Source organism: Palleronia pelagia, from assembly GCF_900110115.1.
In the GTDB taxonomy this organism is placed as follows: Bacteria; Pseudomonadota; Alphaproteobacteria; order Rhodobacterales; family Rhodobacteraceae; genus Palleronia; species Palleronia pelagia.
In genome coordinates this window covers 357942-381124 of record NZ_FOCM01000002.1, presented here as the reverse complement: position 1 = coordinate 381124, position 23183 = coordinate 357942, and the positions used below count along the sequence as shown (strand labels likewise).

At 67.1% G+C, this 23183-nt stretch carries 20 protein-coding genes; 9 read left to right on the top strand and 11 right to left on the bottom strand.

The features are described 5' to 3' along the window. Positions 1 to 42: 42 nt before the first annotated feature. The 3 genes from BMX96_RS06060 to BMX96_RS06050 are packed head-to-tail and all read right to left on the bottom strand — an operon-like array spanning position 43 to position 4398. Positions 43 to 2100 (bottom strand): NADH:flavin oxidoreductase, encoded by a 2058-nt coding sequence (locus BMX96_RS06060; protein WP_091844688.1) that lies wholly within the window; start codon positions 2098 to 2100, stop codon positions 43 to 45. After that, a complete protein-coding gene (locus tag BMX96_RS06055) occupies positions 2097 to 3164 on the bottom strand; it encodes an FAD-binding oxidoreductase (protein ID WP_091844687.1) in 1068 nt (355 codons plus the stop codon). Before BMX96_RS06055 ends, BMX96_RS06060 begins: the two co-directional genes overlap by 4 nt. A 4-nt stretch (positions 3165 to 3168) precedes the next feature. Next, entirely contained in the window at positions 3169 to 4398 is a 1230-nt protein-coding gene (locus BMX96_RS06050; RefSeq protein WP_091844686.1) for an aromatic ring-hydroxylating oxygenase subunit alpha, read from the bottom strand. A 145-nt stretch (positions 4399 to 4543) separates the two neighbouring features. Between BMX96_RS06050 and BMX96_RS06045 the strand changes: the two genes are divergently transcribed. Then, positions 4544 to 5425, top strand: coding sequence for a LysR family transcriptional regulator (locus BMX96_RS06045; RefSeq protein WP_073128633.1), 882 nt, complete (start codon positions 4544 to 4546; stop codon positions 5423 to 5425). 171 nt (positions 5426 to 5596) lie between these two features. Continuing rightward, positions 5597 to 7828 carry a calcium-binding protein gene (locus tag BMX96_RS06040; protein ID WP_091844685.1) on the top strand — a complete coding sequence of 744 codons (2232 nt, stop codon included), beginning with the start codon at positions 5597 to 5599 and terminating at the stop codon, positions 7826 to 7828. A gap of 102 nt (positions 7829 to 7930) precedes the next feature. Here BMX96_RS06040 and BMX96_RS19255 read toward each other — a convergent pair whose 3' ends face one another. After that, positions 7931 to 8575 (bottom strand): response regulator, encoded by a 645-nt coding sequence (locus tag BMX96_RS19255; protein WP_139209989.1) that lies wholly within the window; start codon positions 8573 to 8575, stop codon positions 7931 to 7933. Between the two features lie 17 nt (positions 8576 to 8592). Here BMX96_RS19255 and BMX96_RS06030 point away from each other — a divergent pair, with 17 nt between their 5' ends. After that, positions 8593 to 10659 carry a sensor histidine kinase gene (locus tag BMX96_RS06030; RefSeq protein ID WP_175481668.1) on the top strand — a complete coding sequence of 689 codons (2067 nt, stop codon included), beginning with the start codon at positions 8593 to 8595 and terminating at the stop codon, positions 10657 to 10659. Between the two features lie 52 nt (positions 10660 to 10711). On the opposite strand, the gene ligD is transcribed toward BMX96_RS06030, so the two are convergent. The 5 genes from ligD to BMX96_RS06005 all read right to left on the bottom strand — a co-directional run bounded on the left by ligD (position 10712) and on the right by BMX96_RS06005 (position 17053). After that, complete coding sequence (ligD, locus tag BMX96_RS06025) at positions 10712 to 13186, bottom strand: DNA ligase D (protein WP_091844683.1); 2475 nt, start codon at positions 13184 to 13186, stop codon at positions 10712 to 10714. After that, entirely contained in the window at positions 13186 to 14037 is an 852-nt protein-coding gene (gene ku, locus BMX96_RS06020) for a non-homologous end joining protein Ku (protein WP_091844682.1), read from the bottom strand. The genes ligD and ku overlap by 1 nt, the downstream gene beginning before the upstream one ends. Before the next feature lie 76 nt (positions 14038 to 14113). Continuing rightward, positions 14114 to 14851 (bottom strand): maleate cis-trans isomerase family protein, encoded by a 738-nt coding sequence (locus BMX96_RS06015; protein ID WP_091844681.1) that lies wholly within the window; start codon positions 14849 to 14851, stop codon positions 14114 to 14116. Further along, positions 14848 to 16014 (bottom strand): M24 family metallopeptidase, encoded by a 1167-nt coding sequence (locus tag BMX96_RS06010; RefSeq protein ID WP_091844680.1) that lies wholly within the window; start codon positions 16012 to 16014, stop codon positions 14848 to 14850. The genes BMX96_RS06015 and BMX96_RS06010 overlap by 4 nt, the downstream gene beginning before the upstream one ends. Next, entirely contained in the window at positions 16007 to 17053 is a 1047-nt protein-coding gene (locus tag BMX96_RS06005) for a pyridoxal-phosphate dependent enzyme (protein WP_091844679.1), read from the bottom strand. The genes BMX96_RS06010 and BMX96_RS06005 overlap by 8 nt, the downstream gene beginning before the upstream one ends. Positions 17054 to 17262: 209 nt before the next feature. On the opposite strand from BMX96_RS06005, the gene BMX96_RS19900 reads away from it, so the two are divergent. The 6 genes from BMX96_RS19900 to BMX96_RS05980 all read left to right on the top strand — a co-directional run bounded on the left by BMX96_RS19900 (position 17263) and on the right by BMX96_RS05980 (position 20563). Then, complete coding sequence (locus BMX96_RS19900; RefSeq protein ID WP_091844678.1) at positions 17263 to 18570, top strand: SH3 domain-containing protein; 1308 nt, start codon at positions 17263 to 17265, stop codon at positions 18568 to 18570. A 45-nt stretch (positions 18571 to 18615) separates the two neighbouring features. Continuing rightward, complete coding sequence (locus BMX96_RS05995; RefSeq protein ID WP_091844677.1) at positions 18616 to 18954, top strand: hypothetical protein; 339 nt, start codon at positions 18616 to 18618, stop codon at positions 18952 to 18954. A 43-nt stretch (positions 18955 to 18997) separates the two neighbouring features. Beyond that, positions 18998 to 19300 carry a hypothetical protein gene (locus BMX96_RS19245; protein ID WP_139209986.1) on the top strand — a complete coding sequence of 101 codons (303 nt, stop codon included), beginning with the start codon at positions 18998 to 19000 and terminating at the stop codon, positions 19298 to 19300. Positions 19301 to 19308: 8 nt separating this feature from the next. Continuing rightward, entirely contained in the window at positions 19309 to 19599 is a 291-nt protein-coding gene (locus BMX96_RS05990; protein ID WP_091844676.1) for a hypothetical protein, read from the top strand. A 7-nt stretch (positions 19600 to 19606) separates the two neighbouring features. Then, positions 19607 to 19792, top strand: a complete 186-nt coding sequence (locus tag BMX96_RS05985) for a hypothetical protein (RefSeq protein WP_091844675.1) — start codon at positions 19607 to 19609, stop codon at positions 19790 to 19792. Between the two features lie 120 nt (positions 19793 to 19912). Further along, positions 19913 to 20563 carry a class I SAM-dependent DNA methyltransferase gene (locus BMX96_RS05980; RefSeq protein WP_091844674.1) on the top strand — a complete coding sequence of 217 codons (651 nt, stop codon included), beginning with the start codon at positions 19913 to 19915 and terminating at the stop codon, positions 20561 to 20563. 52 nt (positions 20564 to 20615) lie between these two features. Here the strand turns inward: BMX96_RS05980 and BMX96_RS05975 are convergent, their stop codons facing one another. Both BMX96_RS05975 and BMX96_RS05970 read right to left on the bottom strand, forming a co-directional pair. Beyond that, positions 20616 to 20903: a DUF1330 domain-containing protein gene (locus tag BMX96_RS05975; RefSeq protein WP_091844673.1), complete on the bottom strand. Its 288-nt coding sequence runs from the start codon at positions 20901 to 20903 to the stop codon at positions 20616 to 20618. A gap of 139 nt (positions 20904 to 21042) precedes the next feature. Further along, positions 21043 to 23097, bottom strand: a complete 2055-nt coding sequence (locus tag BMX96_RS05970; protein ID WP_091844672.1) for a galactose oxidase-like domain-containing protein — start codon at positions 23095 to 23097, stop codon at positions 21043 to 21045. Between the last annotated feature and the right edge of the window lie 86 nt (positions 23098 to 23183).

Genomic DNA, 23183 nt, shown 5'->3' with positions numbered 1-23183 from the left:
CATCCGGTGGAAAGGTCGGCCCACCGGGGCGTGCCGCCGCCATCAGAGCGACCGTATCAACCGTAGCGCGTCGTAGATCGCGGCGTGCGTGTTGCGGGCGGCAACCGCGTCGCCGATGCGGAACAGCTTGTAGCGTCCGTCGGGGTTTCGCGTCACGGTCTGCGGGCGGCCGGCGATCAGCGCCTCGTGGTCCACCTCGCCACGGTTGCTAGAGCCCTCGCGCAGGTCGAAATACAGGTCGTCCAGCGGCCGGGTGCCGTGGTTGACCACGACCTGGTCGACGCGACGCTCGCGGGTGAAGGCGCCGTAGTCGCTGCCCAGCGTGGCGACCAGATGGTTGCCGTCGCGCCTCACGGCATCCACGCGCCAGGTGGGCGTGAAGGTCACGTCGTGGTCCTGCAGGATCCGCAGCGACGGCGTCAGCGACATCGCCATGACCTCGGAGACGATGGTGCGGTCGCGGGTCACGATCTCGACCCGCGCGCCGGTCCTGGCGATGCGCTCGGCGGCCTGCAGGGCCGGGTAGTCGCCCGCGTCGTCGTAGATCAGGACATTCTCGCCGGGCGCCACGTCGCCCGACAGGATGTCCCAGGCCGAGACGACCAGGTCGTCGCCGGTCTCCAGCACCTCGGTATGGGGCAGGCCGCCCGTGGCGATGATGACGGCGTCGGGGCCATCGGCCAGCACGTCCTCGGGGGCGGCGAAGCTGTTGTAGTGGAACCGCACGCCTGCGCGGTCGCACTCGGACACGCGCCAGTCGACGATCTGGATCATCTCGCGCCGCCGCTCGGTCTGCGCGGTCAGGCGGATCTGGCCGCCCGGCTGGTTCGCGGCCTCGTGCACCACGACGTCGTGCCCGCGCGCCGCCGCGACGCGCGCGGCCTCGAGCCCGGCGGGACCGGCGCCGATGACCATGACCTTGCGGGGCGTCTCGGCCCTGGCGATTTCGTGCGGCTGTTCCAGCTCGCGCCCCGTGGAGGGGTTGTGCACGCACAGGGCCATGCCGCCTTGGTAGATCCGGTCGAGGCAGTAGTTCGCGCCGACGCAGGGGCGGATGCGCGCCTCGTCCCCGCGCTGGATCTTGGCGACGATATGGGGGTCGGCCATGTGCGCGCGGGTCATGCCGACAAGGTCCAGCTTGCCCGACCCGATGGCGTGGCGTGCGGTGGCGACATCCTGGATCTTTGCCGCGTGGAAGGTCGGGAAGGCCGTGGCCTTGCGGATCTCGCCCGCGAAATCCAGGTGCGGCGCCGACCGCATCCCCTGCACCGGGATCACGTCGGTCAGGCCCGCGTCGGTGTCGATATGGCCCTTCACCACGTTCAGGAAATCCACCAGCCCGCTGTCTTTCAGGCGGCGCGAGATCTCGAGGCCGTCCTCGTTGGTCAGCCCGCCCGCCAAGTCCTCGTCGCCCGTGTAGCGCACGCCGACGATGAAATCGGGGCCGCAGGCCTCGCGGATCTTGCGCAGCACGTCGAAGGTGAAGCGCAGGCGGTTGTCCAGCGACGGCCCGCCGTAGGGCCCGTCGAGATCGTTGGTGAGCGGCGACCAGAACTGGTCCATCAGGTGGCCGTAGGCCTGCAGCTCGATCCCGTCGAGGCCCGCGGCCTGCATCCGTTGCGCGGCCGAGGCATAGTCGGCAACGAGGCGGGCGATGTCCCAGTCCTCGGCCTTCTTAGGGAAGGCCTTGTGCGACGGCTCGCGCTCGTGCCCCGGTGACACCACGGGCAGCCAGTCGCCCTTGTCCCAGCGCGTCCGGCGGCCGAGATGGGTAAGCTGGATCATCACCGCGCAGCCGTGGTCGTGGCATTCGTCGGTGAGCGCCTTCATCCAGTCCACGACCTCGTCCTTCCAGGCGAGGATGTTGTTGAAGACCGGCGGGCTGTCGCGCGACACGCTGGCCGACCCGGCGGTCATGGTCAGGCCGACGCCCGCACGCGCCCGCTCCACATGGTAGGCGCGGTAGCGCTCCTTCGGCATGCCGTCCTCGGGATAGGCCGGTTCATGCGACGAGATCATCAGCCGGTTCTTCAGGGTCAGGTGCTTCAGCTGGTAGGGCTGGAAAAGCGGATCCTGCGCGGTGGACGTTTGCGTGTTCATGCCTCGATCTTCACCTTGCCGATGGGGTTGGAGCAGCAGGCGAGGATGTATCCCGCCGCGATGTCGTCGTCGGTGATGCCGCCATTGTGGACCATGTGGACGTGGCCTTCGGCCTTCTTCACCTTGCAGGTCCCGCAGACCCCGAAGGTGCAGCCCGCCGGAAGCAGCGCGCCGGCCGCGCGGGCCGCGGCCAGCAGCGTTTCGGTCTGCGCGACCTTCACCTGCTTGCCTGAGACCGTGAACTCGACCTCGGCCATCTCGGCGTCGTCCAGCGTGACGTCTTCGGGCACCTGCGAGGTGTCGGGCAGGGGCGCATGGAAGCTTTCCTGGTGGTAGCGGTCCATGTCGTAGCCGAGACCGTAAAGCGCCTCGCGCACGGCCTGCATGAACGGCTCGGGGCCGCAGCAGAACACCTCGCGGTCCAGGTAATCGGGGGCGGCGAGGCCCAGGATCAGCTGGTTGAACGTGCCGCGATAGCCGGTCCAGGGCTGGTAGGGGTCCGTGCCCTCGACCACCCACGCCAGCTCGATCCCGGTGATACGGGACGCGATATGCTCCAGCCGCTCGCGGAAGATGATCTCCGACGGCCGCCGGGCGCAGTTGACGAAGACGATGTCCGGATCGCGCCCGGCATCGTACATATGCGCGGTCATCGACATCATCGGCGTGATGCCCGACCCGGCCGAGATGAACAGGTATTTCTGGGCCGGATGGTTCAGGTACGAAAACGTCCCGCCCGGCCCGGTCGCGCGCAGCCGCATGCCGGGCCGCAGGTGGTCGAGCATCCAGCGCGTGCCCAGCGACGCGTCCTGCGCCTTGACGGTGGTCGTCAGCGAGGTGGGCCGCGAGGGCGAGGACGAGATCGTGTAGGTCCGGTGCAGGGGCCCGCCGGCCACCGGCAGTTCCAGCGTGACGAACTGCCCCGGCTTGAACGAGAACAGCGCACCCGACGGCGCCTGGAAGGTGAAGGTCACCACGTTCGGCGCCTCGGGCAGGGTCGAGACGCATTCGAGCGGTTCTTCGTCGCTCCAGAAGGCGAGGCGGGGCTGGCTGTGGGTGTTCATCGCGTCACTCCGCCGCGACGGCGCGGGGGCCACGTGCGCGGCCCATGGTTGCCGCGTACCAGTCCACGAACTGGATCACGCCCGATTCCTCGAGACTGCTGTAAGGGCCGGGGGTGTAGGCGGGGGAATTGATGCCCTGCTGGTTCGCCTCGACGATCTCGCGGTCCTCGTCGTTGGTGTGCAGCCAGACCTCGGTCAGGGTCTTCAGGTCGTAATCGACGCCCTCCACCGCGTCGCGATCCACCAGCCACGTGGTGGTCACCTCGGTTTCCTGCGGGCCGACCGGCGTCACGCGGAAGGTCAGCGAGTGATCGGGCAGGAAGTGGCACCAGGTCGAGGGATAGTTGAACATCAGCAACGATCCCGCGTCGGGGATGGCCACACGGCCCAGCGGACGGCGCACCGCGGGCTGGCCCGTCAGCGTATAGCTGACCGCCCCTTCGTTCAGCGGCATCCGTGCGACGCGGTACTGCCCGTCGCCCTCCATCCGGAACTGGGCGGGGGCCCCGGCGGCGGCGCACTTGTCGAAATGCGCCTGAAGCTTGGGCGAGGCGCCGCCATCCGCCGTCACGCCGCCGATCTCGGGGTCGATGGGGAAGGACTGGCACAGCGACGGATGCGCGCCGCCGCAGTGATAGCATTCGCGGTTGTTCTCCCACACCAGCTTCCAGTTGCCCTTCTCGGTGATGGTCGTGGTGTGGGCCACCTTGGCGCGGTGCAGGTCGTGCACCTCGAGATAGGGGCGGGCCAGTTCGGCGAAACCGTCGAAATCGGGCGGCGTCTCGGCCAGGCAGATGAAGACCAGCCCGCACAGCTCGCGCAGGTGGACGGGGCGCAGGCCCCATTTCGCGGCGTCGAAATCGTCGCCCATGCCCCGTGCCCACAGTAGGCGGCCGTCCAGCTCGTAGGTCCACTGGTGATAGGGGCAGACCAGCTTGGCCACCTGCCCCTGCGACGCCGCGCACAGGATCGAGCCGCGGTGGCGGCAGGAGTTGTGGAAGGCCCGGATCTGGCCGTCCGCGCCCTTGACCACGACCACGTCGTAGGCGCCGATCCTGACCCGGACATAGGAACCGGTCTTGACCAGCTGGCAGGCGGGCAGGGCAAAGAGCCATTCGCGGTAGAAGATATCCTCGAGGTCCGCGTCGTAGATCGCGGGGTCGGTGTAGAACGGCCGCTCCAGCGAGAAGCCCGGCTGGCGGCGGTCCAGAAGGTCGGAAAGTGCGTGCGGCATTGGGCGGCCTCGGTGGCGGATCGGTTTACCTGATCTTGCCTGTTGGGCGCAAATAGGGCTAACGTTCAATAGCAGTAATTCTCAACTTGGGTTGAGATCAGATAACCTGATGCACATGCGGCATCCCGAAGGCGAAAAGCGACCCGTGTCCCGACCCTACGCCCTGCCGTCCTTCACCTCGCTCAGCTGCTTCGAGGCGGCCGCGCGCAACAACAGCTTCAAGGCCGCCGCGGCCGAGCTGAACGTGACGCCCGCCGCCGTGAGCCACCAGATCAAGGCGCTGGAGGCCGAGATGGCGCAGCCGTTGTTCCGTCGCCAGCACCGTGGGGTCGAACTGACCGAGGCGGGCGCCTTCCTGTTCGTGGCCGTGCAGCGCGGGTTCGAAGGGATCTCGGGCGCCGTGCGCGAAATCCGCGGCCGCCCCGAAGGCGAGGATGTCATCATTCACGCGACCACGGCGGTCAGCGCCTTCTGGCTGACGCCGCAGATCTCGCATTTCTGGAGCCACCATCCCGAGACGGTCGTCTCGCAGGTCGTCAGCGACGTCGAGCCGATGGAGGATCGCGTGGACCTGAGCATCCGGTACGGCCCGATCCCCGACGATGACGGCACCTATGTCACGCTCTTCACCGACAACATCGTCGCGGTCGGCTCGAAGGAATTCGCGCGGCGATATGCCGTCGCGTCGGTCGCCGACCTTGCCGCCGCGCCGCTGGTGCATGTCACGACCCGGCGGGTGGAATGGACCGGGTGGAAGGACTGGCTGGGCGCCTTCGGCGTCGAGGCGCAGACCGGCAAGCGGACGACCGTGAACAACTTCATGATCGCGCTGCAACTGGCGCAGGACGGCGTCGGCGCCGTGCTGGGCTGGGAACGGCTGATCGGCACGCTGCTGGAGCAGGAGGCGCTGGTCCCGCTGGTGCCCGATCACCTGGTGTCGCCGCATCCCTTCTACCTTCAGATCCATCCCCGCGCCTCGGCCGAGGCGCGGTTCGTGGCCGAGTGGATCGCCCGGCAAGCCGGCTGATCCGCGCCGGTTCCCGGGACCGGCTTCTCCGACCTCCTCGCCGATCGTCGGACCGCGCCGCAGGGCCAATTGAGGGATCCACCCCATAACCCCCGCCACCGGGGCACCGGTAGACCTGTCTGCATCGGATCACGAAGCAGGCGCGGGGCGCCACGGACAGGAGGAAAGATCATGGGTTGGACAACTTTCGGCAAGGTCGCGGACGTCATCGGCGTGGTGGTCAGCGGCATCGGCACTGGCATGACCGCGAAGGACATCATCGAGAACATCCTCGACCCCAGCGCCGGCCTGAACGACGCGGTCGCGGAACTCAGCGCCGAGATCGCCGAGCTGGGTCGCAAGATCGACGACCTGGCCGAGCAGCAGCGTATCGAGGCCCTGAACGACGGGCTGCAACTGTCGAAGCAGGCGTTCGACCGGGTCAAGGATTACCCCGAACTGGGCCCCAGCGAAATCCAGTCGGTCATCCGCGACGCCTTCAACGGGCTGGACGACGTGGTGAACACGGCGACGGGGATCATGGACCGCGATCCGACCCCCGAAGAGGTCCTGTCGGTCGGCAGCGCAGTGTCCTTCGCGATGCTGGTGCAGATCCAGTCCGCCGCGCTGTTCTCGGAGGGTGAATACCTGGGCCCCGACGCCTCGACCCAGGGGGGCGAACGTCAGCACGGCGGCCATCGCCGCGACTCGATCCGCGACAACCTGATCGAAGGGGTCCAGATCCTTCAGGCGCTGGACGAGGCCGCCGAACAGGCGCTGGACCTCGATGTCTCGCAGTCCACCACCACCTACTACGCCACCGACACTACGCTGGATTACAATGAATGGTGGACCCGGGCCGACGACGGCGCGCTGATCGACTTCCTCGAGTTCGCGGGCAACTTCAGCTTCGGCGGTGGCGGCAGCACCTACCGCGTTCCGTCCAAGACCATCACCACCTACACCATCAATGTCGACGGCGATGCGGATGGCGCCAAGATCAAGGCCGTCCTCGAGACCTTTTTCGGGGACGACTATCAGCTGCACGGTTCGACGCCCGGTGCGCCGATGACGGCCTGGGTGCCGACGGGCACCACCGTGACCATCCCGGCCGAGGCGACCGGCGGCGCCCCGCTGACGCTGACCAGCGGTTCGCATACGGCCCACACCATCTCCAACTACCTGGAAGACGCCATAACCCACGCGATTTACGGGGGCACGCCGCTGGACGGCACGGGCGAGACCTCCGCCGAACTGATCGCGCCGGTGATCGACCTGATCGACGGCCAGATGATCCGGAAGCACGACGGCGACGGCACCTTCCACGGCACGCGGTCGTCCACGGACCAGCGCGGCGAAAGCGACAACCCGTTCCTCAGCGCCGACGGCGACGATTTCATCACCAATGTCGGCAGCTACGACGGGGCGACCCTGCTGGGCTATGGCGGTTCCGACTATCTCAAGGGCGGGATCAACACCGACATCATGAAGGGCGGAAGCGGTAACGACGTCTATTTCGGCGGCACCGGCAACGACACGCTCTTCGACGACGAGGGCGGCCTGGACCGGGCGATCTTCGTCGGCGACAAGCAGGACTACACGCTGACCCTCGAGGTGGTCGACGATGCGCTCAGCGTGGTCGTCAGCGGGCAGGAGACGATCGTCGATGGCCAGACCGTCTACGCGCTCGACGGTCGGGATAGCCTCTACGGGATCGAGAGCGTCACTTTCGACGACGTGACGGTCGACCTGCGCACCGAAGACTTCGGAACCGACAAGATCGCCGATGGCGTGGCGACCTGGACCCTGGCCGAGGGCAGCACCAACCTGTTCGGCTGGATCGGCGACAACGATCTGACGGGCCGCGCGACGGATGACCGGCTGGTCGGACAGGACGGCCAGGACACGCTGTCCGGCCAGGGCGGGGACGACGACCTCGCGGGCAATGGCGGCGACGACGTGCTGCGGGGCGACGGTGGCAACGACCTGCTGCTGGGCGGCGCTGGGGCCGATACGCTGGAAGGCGGGCAGGGCAACGACACCCTGAACGGCGGCGACGGGGTCGACTGGCTGGAGGGTGGCGACGGCGCGGATGTGTTCGTCTTCGACAACATGGACGATGTCGACGTCATCACCGACTTCCAATCCGGCACGGACAAGATCCAACTGGACGGCGATGTCTTCTTCGGGTTCGACGGCGGCTTCGGCACGGACGACCTGGTCTTCGGAATGGATGTGAACCCCTCGTATTACGCGATGGCCCCGTGGATGTGGGGCATGATGGGCGCGTTCGACAACTCGATGGTCTACCGCGACGGGGCGCTCTTCTACGACGACAACGGCGGGATGTACGGGGGCGAGACGCTGATCGCTTTCCTGGAAGGCGCGCCCACCCTGGCGGCCAGCGATTTCGAGATCATCTGAGACGGTGCTGGCAACAGCGAGCGACCAATTCCGGGCGGCATGACACCTGAAGGTCATGCCGCCCGGATCGTGTCGCACGCCCGCATCCCGGTGCGGCCCCGTTCAAAGCTGCGACGACGGGTTCAGCAGCCCTTCCTTCAGAGCATAGGACAGAAGTTGCGCCACCGAGTGAACCTCCAGTTTCGCCATCAGCCGCGTGCGGTGGTTGTCGACGGTCTTGACGCTGACCGACAGCCGCTCGGCGATCGCGGCGTTCGAACATCCTTCCGCGATCAGGTGCAGGACCTGCCGCTCGCGCGGGCTGAGCTCGGGCTTGCCCGCATCGCGTTCCAGCCGCATCAGCACTTCCCGCGCGACGTAGGGTTCTCCCTGCAGCAGGACGCGAAACCCCTCGGCCATCTCGTCGGGGGGCGTGGTCTTCAGGAAGATCCCGTCCACCCCCGCCGCGACCCAGTCCGCCAGCACGCCTGTGGCATTGAAACCGGTGACGACGGCGATGCGCGTTTCGGGCACCCAGCGGCGCACCTCGCCGTAGACTTCCATGCCGCGCGCCTTGGGCATTCCGCTGTCCAGCAGCAGCAGGGTGGGCCGAAGCTCCCGCGCCAGGGCGATGGCTTCCAGCCCGTCCTGCGCCTCGCCCACCACGCTTGCGCCGTCGAGAGACTCAATGATGCTCTTCAATCCGTTGCGGACGAGTGCATGATCGTCGGCGATAACCACGGTGGCGGCAGGACATGGCTGTGACATTCTCACCCTCCCGGAGCATGATCCTGTTGGCGGCGCTGTTCTTCAGTGCCCTGTTGCTGCTCGTCGTTCAAGTTCTGGACGAGGACGATGATGACGACTCGCGGCCGGGTCTCGCGGGCCGGGGGGCGGTTCTGTCCCTGCAGCCGGGCGAAACGGTCGAGGACCTGTTCCGGGTGATGCGCCTTGCGGACGGTGCCGCGGGGCCGTGCGCGGCGGGCGACGCGGCGCCCCCGCTTGCGGACGCCGCCGTCGGGCCGGGCGCGTCGGGCTGCGTGCGGTTGCGCAACGCGCGCGATGCACCCGGCCTCTGGCGGATCGACTTCGAGGGGCCGTTTTCGGCCGGCTATACCTTCGAGATGGAAGGGGAAGACGGCGCGCAGGTCGTGCTGGACCAGCCCCCGGTGGGCGGACCGGCGGGTCGCCCGGTCCTGGCGGACAGCAAGAGGGTGGCGTCCCTGCCGATCGTCCTTCCACCCGGGGGCGCGTCGGTCCTGCGCGTGCGGATCGACGATCCTGCGGACCTGGCGGATGCCGATCCCGTCCTTCGGCCCGAGGCGGAATTCGACCGGGCGATGCGCCGGGACGCACAGGGCATGGGGGCGCTGCTGGGCGCCGGCGCGTTGCTGCTGGCGGTCCTCGCGACCACTGCCCGGCTGGTTCGGTCGCGCCCCGCGGGACATTTCGCGGCCTATCTCGGGGCGACCCTGCTCGCCGCCGCCGTGAATGCCGGATATCTGAACGGGGCGTTTCCCGGGAATCCGGCCCTGCCGGCCGGGGCGTTGGGCCGGTTGTTCGGGGCGGTGCAGCTTGCCGCGCACATGTCGTTCATGGCGGCCTTCGTGGACGAAGCGTTGCCCGGTGCGGCGCTCGCTGGACGGTTGCGGCGTGCCGGTCTCATGGCAGGAGCTGCGCTTCTGCTGCTGGCCGGCGGCACGCTGGTGCTGTCGGATCCGGCGGATGCCGCCCGGTTCCTGGACCTGGGGTTCGAGCTGGACCCGCTGATCGAAGATCCCCTGGCATCACTGCCCGCGGTGCTTGCGGCCGCCATCACCCTTGGTTGGATCGGCAGCATCATCGGCGTATCGGCCTACCTCCTGAGACGCGAGGTGTCGGGCAGCCGGCTGTTTGCCCTCGGCGGCGGGGTACTGTCCTTCGGGCTGCTGTCGGCCGGCTTGGGGATCGACGCCTTCGACCCGTTCGATGACAACCCGTTCGGCCTGCAATTCGTGCTGCTGCTGGACGGGCTGATCTTCGCGGCCGCGATGACGCGGCAGGCTTTCGGCTTGAGGGGCGAGCGGGACCGCGCGCTGCGCAAGGAACTTGAGGCCACGCGCGAAAGGCAGGCCATGGCAGAGCGTCTGCTGAAGGCGCGCAAGGATGCCGACCGCAGCCGCACGCTGGCCGAGACCCATCGCAACCGCCTGGCGCTGACCGGTCACGACCTGCGCCAACCCCTGACCTCGCTCCACCTGGCCGTGCGAGAGGTCGAGCGGACCAACCCCCCGCTCAGCAAGACCCTGCGGACCAGTCTCGACTATATCGGCTCGGTTCTGAACGCGACGGTCGACGACACCAGGCCCGATGACCTGTCCGAGGATGAGGGGCAATTCCACACCGAGACGGACCCCCGCGAGGCCATCGAGGTCGCGCTGCTGCTGCAAAACGCCGTGCGCATGTTCGCAGACGAGGCGGCGACGAAGGGGCTGACGCTGACGCACGAGTCGTCGGATCTGGTCGTGGAGACCGTTCCCGTGACTATTATCCGGATCCTGTCGAACCTCGTGTCGAACGCGGTGAAATATACCCAGAATGGCGGCGTGGTGGTGCGCGCCCGGATGCAGGGCGACACGGCGACGATCGAGGTGCAGGATACGGGCGCCGGTCTGAGCCCCGAAGAAATCGAACGGATCCAGCAGGACTATACCCGAGGATCGGCTGCCGCGGGGGTGCACGGCGACGGGCTTGGCCTTTCCAGCGCCCGTGATTTCGCCGCCGAGCTGGGGCTGTCACTGAAGATCCGCAGCACGGTCGGCGAAGGGACTTGCGTTTCGATCGAGGGGCTTCCCCTGGCGCGGGTCGACTGATGAAACGCCCGCCTCCTCGTTCGAAGCTCCCGGGTCGGGCGGATCCGTCGGCCTAGTCCTCCAGCCACGCCTCCAGCCGCGCGACCGTGTCTTGCGTGATGGATTGCAGTTCGCGTGACACATCCAGGTAGGGACAGGGATCTTCGAGCCGCTCGCGGGCGTCGCCCATCGAAAAGGCGTTGGCCGCGTCCAGGCGCTTCAACTCGGACCACGTGACCGGCATCGCCACCGCGGCCCCGTCGCGGGCGCGCAGGGAATAGGGCGCGATGGCCGTCTGGCCACGGGCGTTGCGGAACCAGTCGATGAAGATCCGACCCTTGCGCTTGGACTTCGACATGGTCGCGGTGAAGCGGTCGGGCTCGGCGTCGGACATGGCGTGGGCCAGGGTCTGGGTGAATCCGCGCACCGTGTCCCAGCCGTGGCTCCGCCGAAGTGGCACCCACACATGCAGCCCCTTGCCGCCGGTCGCCAGAACGCCGGACGCGATGCCCAGGTCCGCCAGCCGGTCGCGCAAGTCGAAGGCGGCGGACCTGGTGTCGTCCCAGTCCAGCCCCTCGTCGGGATCCAGGTCGAACACCATGCGGTCAGGCCGCTCCAGCCGGTCGGTCCGGCTGCCCCAGATATGGAACTCGATCGTTCCCATCTGCGCCGCGGCCACGAAGGACCCGGGGCGCGTGGCATACATGTAGGTCGCGGTCTCGCCGTCCTCCTCTTCGATCTCGATCTCCTGGATCGCGTCGGGAAACCCGTCGCCCGCGTGCTTCTGGAAGAAGGTCTGCCCGCCGATGCCCTTGGGTGCACGCAACAGCGACAGCGGACGGTTCCCCGCGATCTCGGTCATCCGCTCACCGACCCGTTCGTAGTGACGCGCCACGTCCAGCTTGGTGCAGCCCATGCCGGGAAAGACCTCGCGATCGGGCGAGCTGATGCGTTGCCCGGCGACTTTCCCGCGGCGGTCATCTTCCGTCCCGGCGCTGTCGGCCTGCTCGGGCGTCTCTAGTCGGACCGCGTCGGCGGCCTTGTCATGGCGTGTGCCCTGATAGGCGCCATGCCGGATGTGGCCATCGGCGGTGAACTCGGTGAACTCGACCTCGATCACGGTGTCTGGCGTGACCCATCGGGCGTCCCGTTCGATATCGCGCGGCACCTCGGCAAAAGGCGATGTCTTTCGCTCGCTGAAGCCGCTGGACAGGGAGTCGAGGTCGTCCTGCGCGAACCCGGTGCCGACCCGCCCGCGATAGCGCAGCGCGCCATCGGACCCGTATTCGCCGACCAGCAGCGAGGCGAAGGGCCGGTTCTTCTGGGACGGGGCGAAGCCGCCGACGACGAATTCCTGCCGGTTCGTGCATTTCACCTTGCGCCACGCCTTTACGCGGCGGCCCTTGTAGGCGGCCGACAGTTTCTTCGAGATGATGCCTTCGGCCCCGCGTTCGCAGGCGGCCCGGAACACCTCGGGGCCGCGGCCCACGACCTGGTCGGTCACGCGCAGGGGGCCATCCTTCGGGACGCCGCGGAACAGCTGCTCGAGCGCCGCGCGCCGGTCCGACTGGCTTTCGCCCGTCATGTCGGTGCCGTCCAGAGACAGGATGTCGAAGCAGTAGAACACCAGGTCGCCCCCGTCGGACAGCGCGCGCTGGAGCGAGGAGAAGGGCGAGCCGTCGATCTTCGCCGCCATCACTTCGCCGTCCAGCAGGCATGCATCGCAGGGCAGGGGATCGAACGCCCCCGCGAGCGCGGCGAACTTCTCGGACCAGTCCTTGCCGTTGCGGGTCCAGAGCGTCACGCCGCCCTTTCCGATGGACGCGAGCGCGCGGTAGCCGTCGAACTTGGTCTCGTGCACCCAGTCGTCGCCCTCGGGCGCGTCCTCGACCAGGGTCGCAAGCTGCGGCTTGCGGAACCTGGGCGCGCGCCGGTCGCGGTCGGGACTGGTGCCGACCATCGCCTCGGCGTCGGCGTCGGCGTCGGCGTCCTCGGCGATGGCCTCCATGTCGCGGCCGGTGGCGACGCTGGTCGTGAAGGCCCCGGTCAGGGAGCCGCTGTCGCCGGTATAGCCGTCCTTCTCCTTGATAAGCAGCCACGCGCGGTCGCCGCCCTTCTTGAAGCGCACCAGGGCATAGCCACCGCGCATCCGCTCGCCCGCGATGTCCATCTTGAGATTGCCGTTCTCCAGCATCTTCGCGACGTCGCCGCGGGGGCTCCAGGTCCCGCGGTCCCACAACATGACGGTGCCGCCGCCGTATTCGTCCTCGGGGATCGTGCCCTCGAAATCGCCGTAGTCCAGCGGGTGATCCTCGGTCCGCTGCGCCAGCCGCTTGTCGCCGGGGTCGGGCGACGGGCCTTTCGGAATCGCCCAGGACAGAAGAGCGCCATCCCATTCGAGCCGCAGATCGTAATGTAGCGACGACGCGTCGTGCTTCTGCACCGAGAACCACAGGGCGTCCTCGCGGCTTTCGCCCACGACGCCCTTGGGCTCGCGGGTTTTTCGGAAGTCGCGCTTGTCGTTGTAGTCCTTCAGCCGGTCCGCCATCACGACGCCTTCTTCTTCTTGCCGGAACTCTTCTTCTTCTTCGAGGATCCGCCGCTGGCCTTCTCGTCCTTGTCGAGGCTGGCCTTCAGCGCGCTCATCAGGTCGACCACGTTCTCACCGCCCCCACTGTCCCCGTCATCGGCCAGGATGCGGTCGGTGTCCCCATCCTCGCGCTTGGTCTCGATCAACGCGCGTAGCGCCTGGTAGTAGCTGTCGGAATAGGCCGAGGCGTCGAAGGGCCTGGTCTTCTTCTCGATCAGCTGGGTCGCCAGCTCCAGCATGTCCTCGTCGGTCTCGTCATCCGAGATCTCCGAGAACATCGGGTCGGCCTCGCGGATTTCCTCGGCATAGCGCAGGGTCTCGAGCAGCAGGCCGTCGCCGCAGGGCCGGATGGCGGCCAGGTGCTCCTTGCCGCGCAGGGTGATCTGGCACAGGCCCGACTTGCGCTCGGCCCGCAGGGCGTCGCGGATCACGCGATAGGCATCCTCGGTCCCGCTGTCCTTAGGCACCATGTAATAGGGCCGGTCGTAGTACAGCGGCGCGATCTCGTCCTGCGCCACGAACTGCACCAGCTCCAGCCGCTTGGACGTCTCGACCTTCAGCTGGTCGATCTCGTCGGGATCCAGAAGGATGTATTCGCCGTCATCGGTCTCGTAGCCCTTCACGATGTCGTCGCGGTCGACCGGCCCGACGCCTTCGACGACCTTCTCGTAGCGCACGCGCTTGCCGCTGGGCTTGTGGATCTGCCGCAGGGACAGGCGCGGCCCCGAACTGGTCGCGGCGTAGAGCTCGACGGAAATGGCGACCAGCGACAGGCGAAGCTGTCCGGTCCAGACGGCACGTGGGGCCATGGCAATCCCTCCTTGACGCCAGGATAACGGGCAGGCCGGCCAAGAGTTGCAGCAGCGCGGGGCGGGATTGATCCGCCTACACCGTCAGCAACCGCGCCGCGACTGACCCCGAGAGATCTAGCCCGGCCCGGCGCGCCATGTCCCAGGCCAGGGCCAGGTTGCTGCTGACCACCGGAATGCCGAGTTCCACCTCCAGTCCCGGTATCACGTCTAGCGTGCGCAGGTTCGTGCATGAGAGGAAGATCGCACCGGGCCGCACCCCTTCGGCCACGTGGCGCGCCGCGGCGATGACCGAGGCCGCGTCGATCCGGGCGACCCGGGATTCGATCTCCTCGCCGAAGGAAACCGATCGCGTCACATCGATCCCTGTTTTCTCGAAAGCCGCGCGAATGGGCTCGGCCACAGCTGGGATGTAGGGCGAGACCAGCCCGATCCGGTCAACGTCCAGCGCGCGCATCGCCGCGACCGAGGCCGTCAGCGGATCGGTCACCGAGTCGGTCCCGCATCCTGATTTCACCAGTGCGGCCACCTTGTCCGCGCCGATCAGGGTGGTGCCTGATGTGCAGGCATAGGCCACCACCTTGAAGTCTGCCGCGGGCGGGAGCATGGCAGCCGCCTCGGGCAGGCAGGCCTCCATCGCGGCGATGGTATCGGGGGTCAGCTCGGCGCCCGAGGCAATGCGCGTGACATGGAGGGGCGTTGCGGGATCGAACAGGCGGCGGAAATCGCGTTCGATCGTTTCGTCCACCTGAAGGACGATCAGGCCAAGCGTGCGCGCGTCCCCCTGCGGCTCCAGACGGTAGCGAAACTTCATGCGGACAGCTCCGGCAGCTCGGCTGGCGCGCGCGGCGACAAAAGCTCGCAGCCATCCGCCCGCAGCACCACGTTCTCTTCGTGCACCAGGATGCGCCCCGGCGCCACGACCGCCCCCGGCTCGATCGCCAGGACCATGCCCTCGCGCAGCACGGTTTCATCGCGCGCGGTGAACGAGGGCCACTCGGTCAGCGCCACGCCTACCCCGTGACCAAGCCGCCCGCCCGCCGGTTCCGCCCCGTGTCGGGTGATGCTCCGTGCCAGCATCGCGTGCATGTCGCAGGCCCGCATGCCGGGCCGGATACCGGTCAGCGCCTCTTCGGTCGCCCGCCACAGGGCGTGATGGGCGCGGCCAGCGTCGGCGCTGGCGGGGCCGACCGCGAAGTTCCTGTCGAAATCGCAGTAATACCCGTCGCGGACCACGCCGGTGTCGAGCATCAGGACATCCCCCGGAACCAGCGGACCGGTGGCGGCGGCCGAGATGACGTTGCCGTAGCCGCCCTGTCCGGCGGCGCCCGCGATGTAGCCGACCCAGCCGGCGCCTGCCTCCAGGAGCGCGATCTGGAACGCGCCGAACACGTCGCCGATGGGCATGCCCGCGTGGACGAAGTGCGGCACGCGATCGAAGGCCCGTCCGGCGACGTCGCAGGCGGCGCGGATCTTGTCGATCTCGGCCGCGCTCTTGATCTCGCGCACCCTTTGCACCGCGGCGGTGGCGTCGACCAGACGGCGCGGCGCGATCGCATCTTCCAGGCGAAACAGGTCCGCTCTGGGCATCCGCACATGCGTCTCGGGTCCCGAGGGAAGCCCGATGGCTGCTCCCGGTCCGGTCAGTTCGGCAAGCGTATCGGCCAGAAGCGTCACGCCGTCGTCGTCGGGATCGGGAGAGTCCCACGTGCGAATGTCGTCGATCCAGGTCTGTCCCATCAGGTCGGCCCCGATGGAAGGGATCACCGCCACGGGGTCGCCCGCGCGCGGTACGACGACGAACCAGGGCCGGGTTGGGCTCTCCCAAAAGCGCGTGAGGAATCCAGTGACGTAGAAGATGTCGGCGGGCGTGGTCAGCAGGATTGCGGCGAGGTCGCACTCCGCCATCTGCCTTTGCAGCCGGTCGGCGCGGCCCTCGAATTCGCTGGCCCGAAACGTCATGGAGCGTCTAGCCATCCACCGCGCCTTCGGTGACGAAGGCCAGGACGCGCGCCTCCGGTCCCAATTTCAGGCCGCACAGCAAGGCGGCCAGCCCCGCGCCGCCCGATGGCGACGTCTCGAGCCCCCCGGCGGCCAGCGTCCGGATGGCCTCCTCGACCTCGTCATCGGCCAGCGTGACGAACTGGTCGGCATCCCGCGACAGGCCGGCGAGGGCGATGAGCGATGGCGTCTTGCAGTCGAGCCGCCCCATGCAGGAGGGCGGGCCCCGTGAGGTCACGACCCGCTCGCCCCGGATGCTGTCGAGAAGGGCCGGCGCCGTCGCCGGTTCGATGATGACGATCCGCGGAGCATCGCCCCAGACCAAGCGCAGATGAGCGGCGACCGCCGCCGCCATGCCCCCGACCCCGGCCTGAAGCAGAACGTGCGTCGGCGGAGCGGCGATCTGCCCGACCGCTTCGGCCGCCATTTGCAGGTACCCCTCCATGACCCGCCGGGGCCAATCGGTGTAGCCCGGCCAGGACGAGTCCGAGAGCAGGGTCCAGCCGTTGTCCGTGGCCACCTTTTCGGCGGCCTCCATCGACTCCTCGTAGGTGGCGCCAGCCCTCACCGGCTCTGCGCCTTTAGCGGCAAGCGCGGCGGCGAAGCTGTCGGGCACGGTTCGCGCCAGGAACACGACCGCCCGCGCACCGAAGACGCGGGCGCCCGCAGCTACCGAAAGGCCATGGTTCCCCGCGCTCGCGGTGACGAAGACATGCCCTTCCAGCGCCCGCGCCCAGTCGCCCCCCTCGACAGTCTCCGCGGCGGCGCGGGCGATGGCGTGTGCGGCGCCAAGCGCCTTGAAACTGCCCAGCCCCATGCGCGGGCGTTCGTCCTTCACGGACACCCGGTCGACCCCGGCCCGGCGGGCGAGCCCGGGCATCTCGAACAGCGGGGTCTCGTTATGAACAGGGCATCGCGAAAGAAGCCTGGCGACGCCATCGGTCGTGCTGATTGGAAGCGGCCCGAGGCCAGGCAGGCCCCGCCCGCGAAACGGGTTGTCGATCCGATCCTGCATACATTCGTCCCCGCGGTGCCCGATGCGCGCATCCCATGTTAGCCCGCGCAGGAGCGCCTGTCCCGCTTGAACGCCCCGATGATCGAAACCGGCTGCCGGCGACGGCAACGTGACCGCCACCGGATCGCGATGCAGAAAGTCCCGAATTGGAAGCGTTTTGCGTGGTATCATCATCGGCAAAGGAACGATTCGATGGAGGTTTCGCCGTGATGGTGAGCGCCCGGACATCGACTTCCCTTCGGCAGGCGGTCACCGGCGCGCTGGCGCTGTGGCTTGTTGCAACGCATTCGCTTTCGGCCCAGGACCGTGTTGCCGTGAGTTTCGCCGCCGGTGCGTCCAGCGCCGAGATCAACGGCACGATCACCGGTCACGAATACATCGATTACATCGTCAATGCCCGCGGCGGGCAGGAGATGGTCGTCTCGCTTGCCGCGACCGGCACGAACGGCCACGGCAGCGCTTTCTTCAACATTCTTCCGGCGGACTTGGATTTCGGCGGCCCCTACATCGGCAGCGAAGATGATGACCGCCGCGCCGAGGTCATCGTGCCCCGCGACGGGGACTGGGCCATCCGCGTGTACCTGCTGGGCAACGACAAGGATGCGAACAGGACAGTGGGTTATTCGATCAATGTCTTTATCGGACCCGGTTCGGGCGGTTCGTCGGGGAGCAGCGCGTCGGGTCCCGACCTGCTTCCCGAGGAAGATATCTTCGTGGTGCGCCTGTCCGACGCGAACGGGCGCCTGAACATCCGGGACGCCCCGCGCCCCTCGGCCCGGTTGGTCGGCACACTGGCCAATGGCGTCAGCGTCGCCAATGTCGGCGGCTGCACGATATCGGACGGTCGGCAATGGTGCGAGATCCAGGCCGAGAGCGGTGGGTTGCGGGGGTGGGCCTCGGCCCGCTACCTGGCCTTGCCGAGGCTGGGCGCCCCGGCCCCGGCACCACCGCCCGCCGCATCGGGCGAGGTCGTGACCATCTGGCACGTTCCCCCGAACGACATTCTGAACGTGCGCGCCGGTCCGGGAACCGGGAGCCCGATCGTCGGGGCGCTTGGGAACGGTGACCGGGTCGTTGCGCTGGGGTGCGAAACCCGCGGCCAGTCGCGCTGGTGCCAGATCGAAATGCTGACGGATATGCAAGAGCGCGGCTGGATCAATGCGCGGTACATATCGGGGCATGGCGCCACGGCGCCGGCGGCCGGTGCGTCCGGCGCGACGCGGATTAGCTTCGGCGCCGGAACGGCCGGCACGGAATTCTCCGAGCGTCTCGGTCCGGAAACGAGCGTCGGCTACCTGCTCGGGGCCATGGCAGGGCAGGATCTTTACCTGCGGGTTGCATCGTCCGGAACCGGCGTGGCGTGGCGTCTGCTCAACCCCGATGGAAGCCTGCTGGATGAGGGCACGGCCGCGAAGGGGTATCGCGGGCAGCTTTGGCAATCCGGCGACCACAGGATCGAGGTCAGCAACAGGGGGGGAGGGCCTGAAAGGTTCAACGTGATCGTCGGTGTCGAATAGCGGCGATCATCCGTGAATTATGAGAAACAGCAAAAGGATTTCAGAATGTCCCGTTTTCAGAATGTCGCTTGCGGTTCAGTCGCGCTCTTCGCCCTTGCAGGGTGTGTCGAGGACACGGGCGGATCGTCCATGCCGGTCGCGTCCAGTTCGCCGCCCTTCATCGAGGGGTCGTTCGGTGCAAGCGACGCCGCAGTTGCCGCTTGCCGCCAGCAATTGAGCGCGCAAACAACCGGCGGGGTCAGGGTCGTCGGCTCCGAGTTTTCGGAAGCAAACTCTGCCGTCTACATGCGTGTCGGCGAGAACGGAGCCCCTTGGCGGTGCCTGGTCTCCGACGACGGCACCAACCCGTCGCTGATGTTCATGGGCAGCGAGGGCGCGCTCTGATCCAATCGCGGTTTACCGCATCGCCAACATGGAGGAGCTTAGGATGACCGAACGCCTGTCACGTGCGGTTCGACTTTTTGCTCTCGTCGGGGTGCTTTCCGGCTGCATCGTGGAGGGGCCGCCCATATCTGGCCCGGTGAGCACCCCGCCCGGAATGAAAGAGTCGTGTATCGCGCAAGCCGTGCGCCTGACCGGCGCGCCGCAATCCGCCATTGTCGCCCGCGCGCCGATCAGCGTCGGCCCCGAAAATCGACCGTTCATCGGATTGAACGTCGCGGGCGCAAGCTACGGATGTCGCATCGAAGACGACGGCAGCTACACCGTGTTCAGCGAGTACGCGAACTGAGCGCCGAGATGGCCGGGATATGCAAATGGCTGCTCGGTCTCTTCGGCGCCCTTTATTGCATGGCGTTGGCCTTGTTCCTGATCGGAACGTTCGGCCTGCTCGGCCAGGCGCGCGATCCTCTCGCGGGCGTCTTCCTCATGCCGCTGGGCCTGCCGTGGATTTGGTTCACGGGCGGCGCGCCGGAGGGGGCAAGGTCGTGGCTGGCGGTCCTCGCACCGGCCCTGAACCTTGTCATCCTCTACGTCCTCTGCCGGTCCTTCGGCGGGGCCGGCCGTATTGGAAATACCAAAGAAAGGTAGAAACGCCATGGTCTTCGATATTCCGCAAATGATCGCGACGGGCTTGATCGTCCTCCTGATTCTTTGGATCGTGGATCACACCGCGGCATTCGAAGGCGCTTCGAAGGGCCGCAAGACGCTCTACAAATTCGTGGGTATGTTCATCCTGCTGTTTATCCTTGGTCTAATCTGGCCCTACGGAACGGGCGCCTGACGAACAGATGGGCGCGGCCGGTCAGGTGGCCTGTCAGCCGCCGGAGCCACGATCATCGACATTGCGGCCCCGCCGATTGCGTGGGACCCTCCGGGAGAACTGGAATGGTAGGACCATCAGATGGCATCCGAGAAGTCCGAACGTGCGCAGTCGTTTGACCTGAGGAACGGCTCAACGGATGTTCATGCGGTGTCCGGCTACTACGACGACTGGGCCGCGACCTATGACGACACGCTGAAGGCCTGGAACTACCAGGCGCCGTCTGTCGCCGCAGAACGTCTCGCCGTCCACCTGACACCGGGCGACGCCGTCCTGGACGTGGGCTGCGGAACCGGGCTGTTCGGTCAGGCCATGGCCCGACAAGGCGCGTTCCGGATGACCGGGTTGGATATCTCGGCCGAAAGCTTGCGACGGGCGGGGGATCTGGATCTCTACGAGCGGCTGGTCGCGCATGATCTGCAAAGGCTTCCGCTGCCTGTCGAGGGCAACGCGGTGGCCGCCGCCGCATGCATTGGCGTGTTGACCTATATCGAAGACGCGGCCGATCTGCTGCGCGACATGTGCCGATGCACACGCCCCGGCGGCGTCGTCACGTTCACCCAGCGGACCGACCGCTGGGCGGAACGCGACTTCGCCAAGGCCATCGAGGCGATCGCCACTGAAGGCATCTGGACCGTGCTCGAGATCAGCGAGCCGATGGACTATCTTCCCGGAAACGACGATTTCGGGAAGGAGATAAAGGTCATCCACACGCTTTGCAGGGTGAGCTGACCCCTGCAACCGCTGGGCCAACGTGCCGCCACGGCGAGCGCAAGGCGGTTGTTCAAAGACCTTCTACCAGGATGAGATCCGTGTCCGCGATCTTCTCTCTCACGGCCCGCGCCTCGGTATAGGCTTCGGACTCGTAGAATGATCGGGCGGATGCAAGGTCTTCGAATTCGATCACGATCGCCAATCCCTGTGCGCCGCCCTCCCGATGGTCGGGATCGGGGTTTCGAACCAGAACCTTGCCGTTATGGGCCGCGATGGCGGCGCCTGAGAGCTTCTTGAACTCTTCGAATGCCTCGCTGTCGTGAACCCGGATATGTGCAATCAGATACCCCTTGGCCATGTCGGCGCCTCCCCTGTTTTGATGGTCCGGACCAATGGTCGCCAGATCGATATTCTATCATAGATGCGCACCGGTCTGCCGGGTGTCCGACACGGATTCGTGGGTGCGGTTGCCGTGACGGGACCGCACGACATGCCGTTCAGTTCAGGATCACGAAGGGTGCCTGCTGGCAGGGCAGGTCCCCCTCGGCGATGATCCAGAGCATGTAGGGCCCGGGCGGCGCGATCGTGCCGTCGGGCGGTGCGGTCAGGCGCAGGCCGGTGCTCGTGACGGAAAAATCGAGCCCGACATAGCGCTGGTCGCCGTCCCATGCGTGGGTGACCGTTCCGCAGCGCATCAGCGCGGCGCGTTCGATGCGGTCGCGTGCGGTCGTGTCGATATGGAACTCCTCGCCATACGAAATGCTGCCCGGCGCGTCGTCAATCTCCGGGCGGCCCGTGTCCCAGAACCACGGCGGCGAATAGGTTTCGATCTGGAACTCCTTCAGATGGTCGCCCCCTGAGCTGCCATCAACGTTGGATCCTGCAGTCAGAACCCGTCCGTTGGGCAGAAGCAGCGCGACGGAATGGTAATTGCGCACGACCGAGGCCGGCGCGACGGTCCGCCAGCTTTCGGTGATGGCAGGACCGTCCGCTTCTTCCTCGGGGACCACGATCCTGTCCGCTTCCCAGTCGATCGCGGGGGTGTAGACTTCGCCCTGAAGCGTCGCGTTCTCGTTGCTCAGGCCCGCCTCGCCCTCCTCGTTGATCCCGCCGGAAAAGAAGACCTCGCCCGTGGGCAGCAGGGTCGCGACTCCGTGGTGACGCAGCGGCGGCGTGCCGTCCCAATCGCGCGGGGCGGTCGCGACCCATTCGGGCGGGTCGGCGGTGGCAAGATCTTCGAGAGGGGTGCCGCCCTCGAGATCGGGGCGCGGCAGGGAAATGCGATAGCTACCGGTGTTGTTCATCATCAGCACGTGGGGGCGGTAGTTGTCGCCCGGCAACAGCGGTAGAAGGACGGCGGTGTGGTTGGTCTCGCGGTAGAGGATGCCCGCATTGTCCGGCGGGTCGATCTCGGGGCCTGAAAGAAGGCCCGTGCCGGTATCATAGAACCGGCTGAAGTCGTCGTTGGGCGAAGCGAGGAATACACGGCCGCCGGGAACCACGAAGATTCGAGGATAGTACAAATAATTGACCGAGCGGTTGGCGTTCGTCGTGGGTCGGTCCTGGCCATCCGGGAACTCCCACAACTCCTGAAGCTGGCCATCGTCGTCGAGCACCGGATCGAAGATCTCCTCGCCGTCTTCGTCCAGGACAGGGTTGCCCTCCGCATCCTCGCGCCTCTCGCGGATGACCTCGACATCCCGCCAGTTGACGTAGATCCAGTATCCACCCACGTAGCTCCAGGTGTTGGCGACGGGATCGTAGATTTCGGGCATCCAGGCACCGTGACGCTGGTCGGAAATGCTGGGATGCCCCCCGACTGCGAGGATGCGGCCATTTGGAAGCGTGATGAGTGTGGGATACCAGCGCCCGCCGCCCACGTTTCCTTCGCGATCTGGCTGAGGCAGCATGTCGGAGCGTGCGGCCCATTCGTAATTGAGACTGTAGCTGGCAGATTCGCGCGCGCCGCCCCAGTGATCGCGCGGCTGTTCATGCGCGCCGGCATGGTGGCCGCGCCATAGCTCGGTGCCCCCCGCGACGAAGGGGTGCCCGCTCGACAGGAACGCGTGACCGCAGCAGAACAGATCGACGTCGGGGGACTCGCTACTCAGGATCCGGTTCGATGCGATGTCGTAAACGCGCGTATTCCGCCAGGCGCCGATGTCCGACAGGCTCATATCGTGCTCGTCGCCTCCGAATATCAGGACCTGCCCTTCCGGTCCGTGCGGGACCAGGCAGGCGTGGATCGCGAAGATCTCGGTATGGGTGATGGGAATGTCCCAGGCCGGCGGCAGGAAGCTTTCGAGGTTGTCGAGATTGTTGGCTTCGGAAATATCCGGCCGGGTCCGCAGGTGATGACCTGAAGGGGCTTCGACGACGATCACGTCCAACCGATTGCCACCGGTTCCGTGCACGAAGTAGCTGTGACGCCTGAGCAGGAGATCCTGGATCGCCCACCGCGCGTCCCGCGCCCATCCTTCTTCGCTGTTGCCGATGACAAGGATGTCGCCATCCGTGTCGCGCAAAGCATGCGTAACGTGTCGGTCCGCCATGAACCCGCTCCCTGAATTGATTTTTGAAATGCGGCGCGAGTGTACCACCGGCGGCGCAGTTCTCAAAAAGCGGAGATCAGGCCGTT

What these genes read in the sequence shown, in the direction of transcription:
- BMX96_RS06005 (WP_091844679.1), bottom strand. Translation starts at nt 17,053, where the DNA reads ATGCAGGATCGGATCGACAACCCGTTTCGCGGGCGGGGCCTGCCTGGC.
- BMX96_RS19900 (WP_091844678.1), top strand. Translation starts at nt 17,263, where the DNA reads ATGGTGAGCGCCCGGACATCGACTTCCCTTCGGCAGGCGGTCACCGGC.
- BMX96_RS06055 (WP_091844687.1), bottom strand. Translation starts at nt 3,164, where the DNA reads ATGAACACCCACAGCCAGCCCCGCCTCGCCTTCTGGAGCGACGAAGAA.
- BMX96_RS06030 (WP_175481668.1), top strand. Translation starts at nt 8,593, where the DNA reads ATGATCCTGTTGGCGGCGCTGTTCTTCAGTGCCCTGTTGCTGCTCGTC.
- BMX96_RS05980 (WP_091844674.1), top strand. Translation starts at nt 19,913, where the DNA reads ATGGCATCCGAGAAGTCCGAACGTGCGCAGTCGTTTGACCTGAGGAAC.
- BMX96_RS19245 (WP_139209986.1), top strand. Translation starts at nt 18,998, where the DNA reads ATGACCGAACGCCTGTCACGTGCGGTTCGACTTTTTGCTCTCGTCGGG.
- BMX96_RS05995 (WP_091844677.1), top strand. Translation starts at nt 18,616, where the DNA reads ATGTCCCGTTTTCAGAATGTCGCTTGCGGTTCAGTCGCGCTCTTCGCC.
- BMX96_RS06015 (WP_091844681.1), bottom strand. Translation starts at nt 14,851, where the DNA reads ATGAAGTTTCGCTACCGTCTGGAGCCGCAGGGGGACGCGCGCACGCTT.
- BMX96_RS05990 (WP_091844676.1), top strand. Translation starts at nt 19,309, where the DNA reads ATGGCCGGGATATGCAAATGGCTGCTCGGTCTCTTCGGCGCCCTTTAT.
- BMX96_RS05975 (WP_091844673.1), bottom strand. Translation starts at nt 20,903, where the DNA reads ATGGCCAAGGGGTATCTGATTGCACATATCCGGGTTCACGACAGCGAG.
- ligD (WP_091844683.1), bottom strand. Translation starts at nt 13,186, where the DNA reads ATGGCGGACCGGCTGAAGGACTACAACGACAAGCGCGACTTCCGAAAA.
- BMX96_RS06060 (WP_091844688.1), bottom strand. Translation starts at nt 2,100, where the DNA reads ATGAACACGCAAACGTCCACCGCGCAGGATCCGCTTTTCCAGCCCTAC.
- BMX96_RS05985 (WP_091844675.1), top strand. Translation starts at nt 19,607, where the DNA reads ATGGTCTTCGATATTCCGCAAATGATCGCGACGGGCTTGATCGTCCTC.
- BMX96_RS06050 (WP_091844686.1), bottom strand. Translation starts at nt 4,398, where the DNA reads ATGCCGCACGCACTTTCCGACCTTCTGGACCGCCGCCAGCCGGGCTTC.
- BMX96_RS05970 (WP_091844672.1), bottom strand. Translation starts at nt 23,097, where the DNA reads ATGGCGGACCGACACGTTACGCATGCTTTGCGCGACACGGATGGCGAC.
- BMX96_RS06010 (WP_091844680.1), bottom strand. Translation starts at nt 16,014, where the DNA reads ATGGCTAGACGCTCCATGACGTTTCGGGCCAGCGAATTCGAGGGCCGC.
- ku (WP_091844682.1), bottom strand. Translation starts at nt 14,037, where the DNA reads ATGGCCCCACGTGCCGTCTGGACCGGACAGCTTCGCCTGTCGCTGGTC.
- BMX96_RS06040 (WP_091844685.1), top strand. Translation starts at nt 5,597, where the DNA reads ATGGGTTGGACAACTTTCGGCAAGGTCGCGGACGTCATCGGCGTGGTG.
- BMX96_RS19255 (WP_139209989.1), bottom strand. Translation starts at nt 8,575, where the DNA reads ATGTCACAGCCATGTCCTGCCGCCACCGTGGTTATCGCCGACGATCAT.